Origin of the sequence: Geobacillus sp. ZGt-1, from assembly GCF_001026865.1 — a bacterium.
Classification (GTDB): Bacteria; Bacillota; Bacilli; order Bacillales; family Anoxybacillaceae; genus Geobacillus; species Geobacillus thermoleovorans.
Window position 1 is genome coordinate 1 of sequence record NZ_LDPD01000203.1, and the last position, 4,096, is coordinate 4,096.

General features: G+C 45.3%; 3 protein-coding genes and 1 pseudogene. All 4 read left to right on the forward strand.

All coding sequences use genetic code 11. The features are described from left to right. The coding region (locus tag VU18_RS16600; protein ID WP_047758599.1) for an ABC transporter permease subunit at positions 1-571 on the forward strand (571 nt) is incomplete at its 5' end. Positions 572-586: 15 nt separating this feature from the next. Next, positions 587-1,477, forward strand: a complete 891-nt coding sequence (locus VU18_RS16605) for a carbohydrate ABC transporter permease (RefSeq protein ID WP_015374977.1) — start codon at positions 587-589, stop codon at positions 1,475-1,477. Between the two features lie 17 nt (positions 1,478-1,494). Next, positions 1,495-3,534 (forward strand): alpha-glucuronidase family glycosyl hydrolase, encoded by a 2,040-nt coding sequence (locus VU18_RS16610; RefSeq protein WP_021321578.1) that lies wholly within the window; start codon positions 1,495-1,497, stop codon positions 3,532-3,534. A gap of 15 nt (positions 3,535-3,549) precedes the next feature. Further along, positions 3,550-4,096, forward strand: a pseudogene (locus tag VU18_RS16615) (xylan 1,4-beta-xylosidase); the annotation flags it as partial.

The window sequence follows — 4,096 nt, forward strand, 5'->3', positions numbered from 1 at the left end:
GATCGTGTATTTGCCGCACTTTTTGTCATGGGTGATTCTGGGCGGGATCTTGATTGACATGCTTTCTCCTGAAGGGGGGATTGTTAACCGTTTTTTATCAATATTCGGTGTTAAGCCTATTTTCTTTCTTGGAGACAACGATTGGTTTCGTACCGTTGTTGTCGTTACAGATGTGTGGAAAGAATGCGGATTTAACACGATTGTATTTTTAGCTGCCCTTACTTCCATTAACCCATCGTTGTATGAAGCGGCTATCGTGGATGGAGCCAACAGGTGGCAACAAACTATTTACATTACGTTGCCTTCCATGTTGCCGATCATCATTGTGGTTGGAACGTTGTCGCTCGGAAACATTTTAAATGCCGGATTTGATCAAATTTTAAACTTGTACAATCCGCTTGTTTACAAAACGGGTGATATCATCGATACGTATGTTTACCGTGTCGGTCTCTTGAACGGGGATTTCAGTTATGCGACAGCTGTTGGATTGTTTAAATCGGTTATCAGCTTTATTCTCGTAGTCACAGGGTATCGTCTCGCTTATAAGTATGCGAACTATAAAATCTTTTAAAGGGAGGGGAGGTCTATGCATCATCACTACCAAAAAAGCTTGTCTTATAAACTATTCACTGTGTTTAACTATACTCTTTTAACGATCATTGCCGTTCTTTGCCTTTTGCCTCTCATCCATATTTTAGCCGTCTCATTCAGCGGCAGTGCAGCGGCGACCGCTAATCTGGTCGGACTGTGGCCCGTTGACTTTACGTTGGACGCTTATGAGAAAACGATTGGGAATGAAAATTTTTTGCGTTCCCTTTGGAATTCGTTTTTGCGTGTTGTATTGGGAACAGTCATTTCCATGGGAGTCATGTTATGCGCTGCCTATCCGCTGTCCAAAAGCGACGACGCCTTTCGCGGCCGGAAACTCTATATGTGGATTTTTGTGTTTACGATGTTGTTCCATGGCGGTCTCGTTCCGACTTATATGGTGGTGACGAAGCTCGGGTTGACAGATACGATTTGGGCGTTGATTTTACCGCCAGCTGTCAGCGCCTTTAACTTAATTTTGCTTGTGAACTTTTTCCGAACTTCGGTGCCGAAATCGCTTGAAGAGGCCGCTTTAATGGATGGCGCAAATCATTTCACGATTTTTTGGAAAATTTATTTGCCGATTTCGGTGCCTGCCATTGCGACGATTTCGCTCTTTACGATGGTTTTTCATTGGAACTCATGGTTTGATGGGTTGATTTATATGTCCGATGTGAAACATTACCCGTTATCTACGTTCTTACAAACGATTATTGTTCAACAGGATTTTACGAAAATGAGCGTCGATGCAGAAACATTGAAAAACTTATCTGAACGGACAGTGAAGGCGGCACAAATCTTCATCGCAGCTTTGCCGATGCTGATTGTTTATCCGTTTGTGCAAAAGTTTTTTGTGAAAGGGATTGTGTTGGGGGCGGAAAAAGAGTAACAGGAGGAGAATTCGACATGACGGCGGGATACGAACCTTGTTGGCTGCGGTATGAGCGGAAGGATCAATATAGTCGATTACGGTTTGAGGAGATTGTGGCGAAAAGAACATCGCCCATTTTTCAAGCAGCCGTGGAAGAACTCCAAAAAGGGCTTCGTTCGATGATGGAGATTGAGCCGCAAGTGGTGCAGGAAGTAAATGAAACAGCTAATTCGATTTGGCTTGGGACGCTTGAAGATGAAGAGTTCGAGCGACCATTAGAGGGAACGCTTGTTCATCCTGAAGGGTATGTGATTCGATCGGATGTCGACGATGGCCCGTTCCGTATCTACATTATTGGGAAAACAGATGCTGGTGTGTTGTATGGTGTCTTTCATTTCCTCCGATTATTGCAAATGGGTGAGAACATCGCCCAACTGTCCATCATCGAGCAGCCAAAAAACCGGTTGCGCATGATCAATCATTGGGACAATATGGATGGCAGCATTGAGCGTGGATATGCTGGTCGGTCGATTTTCTTTGTCGATGACCAGTTTGTGAAACAAAACCAACGGATAAAAGATTATGCACGATTGCTTGCTTCTGTGGGTATTAACGCCATCTCCATCAACAATGTCAATGTACACAAAACCGAAACGAAACTCATCACCGATCACTTTTTGCCTGACGTGGCGGAAGTAGCGGATATCTTCCGAACCTACGGAATCAAAACATTTTTAAGTATCAACTACGCAAGCCCGATTGAGATTGGCGGGCTTCCAACAGCAGATCCGCTTGATCCCGAGGTGCGACGGTGGTGGAAGGAAACGGCGAAACGTATTTATCAATATATTCCTGATTTTGGCGGCTTTGTAGTCAAAGCGGATTCCGAGTTTCGTCCTGGTCCCTTTACGTATGGGCGCGATCACGCGGAAGGAGCAAACATGTTGGCGGAAGCGTTAGCGCCGTTTGGGGGGCTCGTCATTTGGAGATGTTTTGTTTATAACTGCCAGCAGGATTGGCGCGATCGGACGACCGATCGGGCAAAAGCCGCATATGATCACTTTAAGCCATTGGATGGACAGTTTCGCGAGAATGTCATCTTGCAAATTAAAAACGGCCCAATGGATTTTCAAGTAAGGGAGCCGGTTTCTCCGTTATTTGGCGCTATGCCGAAAACCAATCAAATGATGGAGGTTCAAATCACTCAGGAATATACAGGACAGCAAAAACATTTATGCTTCTTGATTCCACAGTGGAAAGAGGTGCTTGATTTTGATACGTATGCCAAGGGAAAAGGGTCGGAAGTAAAAAAGGTAATTGATGGATCGCTATTTGACTATCGATACAGCGGGATCGCAGGGGTATCTAATATTGGCAGTGACCCAAACTGGACTGGGCATACGTTGGCCCAAGCAAACTTGTATGGATTTGGGCGGCTCGCTTGGAATCCGGATTTGTCTGCCGAAGAAATTGCTAACGAATGGGTTGTGCAAACGTTTGGGGACGATTCACAAGTCGTCGAGACGATCAGTTGGATGCTTCTATCTTCGTGGAGAATTTATGAAAACTACACCTCTCCGCTTGGCGTCGGCTGGATGGTGAACCCAGGGCACCATTATGGTCCTAATGTGGATGGCTATGAATATTCGCATTGGGGGACGTACCATTATGCCGACCGCGACGGGATCGGTGTTGACCGGACGGTTGCTACGGGAACAGGATATACGGCGCAATACTTTCCGGAAAATGCAGCGATGTATGAGTCGCTCGACACTTGTCCGGATGAGCTGCTCTTGTTTTTCCATCACGTTCCGTACACTCATCGGCTGCATTCAGGGGAAACGGTCATTCAACATATTTACAATACTCATTTTGAAGGGGTTGAGCAGGCGAAACAGCTGCGGAAACGATGGGAACAACTGAAAGGGAAAATCGACGAAAAACGGTATCATGATGTATTGGAACGATTGACGATCCAAGTGGAACATGCTAAAGAATGGCGAGATGTCATCAATACGTACTTTTACCGGAAGTCAGGAATAGACGACCAATACGGGCGGAAAATTTATCGGTGAATAGGGGAGAGGAGCATGAAGGTTGTAAACGTGCCAAGCAACGGGAGGGAGAAGTTTAAAAAGAATTGGAAATTTTGCGTTGGCACCGGGCGGCTCGGCCTTGCTTTGCAAAAGGAGTATTTGGATCACTTGAAACTCGTGCAAGAGAAAATAGGGTTTCGATACATCCGCGGTCATGGCTTGCTTTCCGATGATGTCGGAATTTATCGAGAAGTCGAAATCGATGGGGAAATGAAGCCGTTTTATAACTTTACGTACATCGACCGGATTGTTGATTCGTATTTAGCGTTGAATATCCGGCCGTTTATTGAATTTGGATTTATGCCAAAAGCGCTTGCTTCGGGAGACCAAACAGTTTTTTATTGGAAAGGCAACGTTACACCCCCGAAAGATTATAACAAGTGGCGTGATCTCATCGTAGCGGTCGTTTCCCATTTCATTGAGCGATACGGGATTGAGGAAGTGCGGACATGGCTGTTTGAAGTATGGAATGAACCTAATTTAGTGAACTTCTGGAAAGATGCCAACAAACAGGAGTATTTTAAGCTGTACGAGGTGACAG

Bases quoted from the DNA above. Each gene is read 5' to 3' on its own strand.
- VU18_RS16605 (WP_015374977.1), top strand. From the start codon at position 587: ATGCATCATCACTACCAAAAAAGCTTGTCTTATAAACTATTCACTGTG.
- VU18_RS16610 (WP_021321578.1), top strand. From the start codon at position 1,495: ATGACGGCGGGATACGAACCTTGTTGGCTGCGGTATGAGCGGAAGGAT.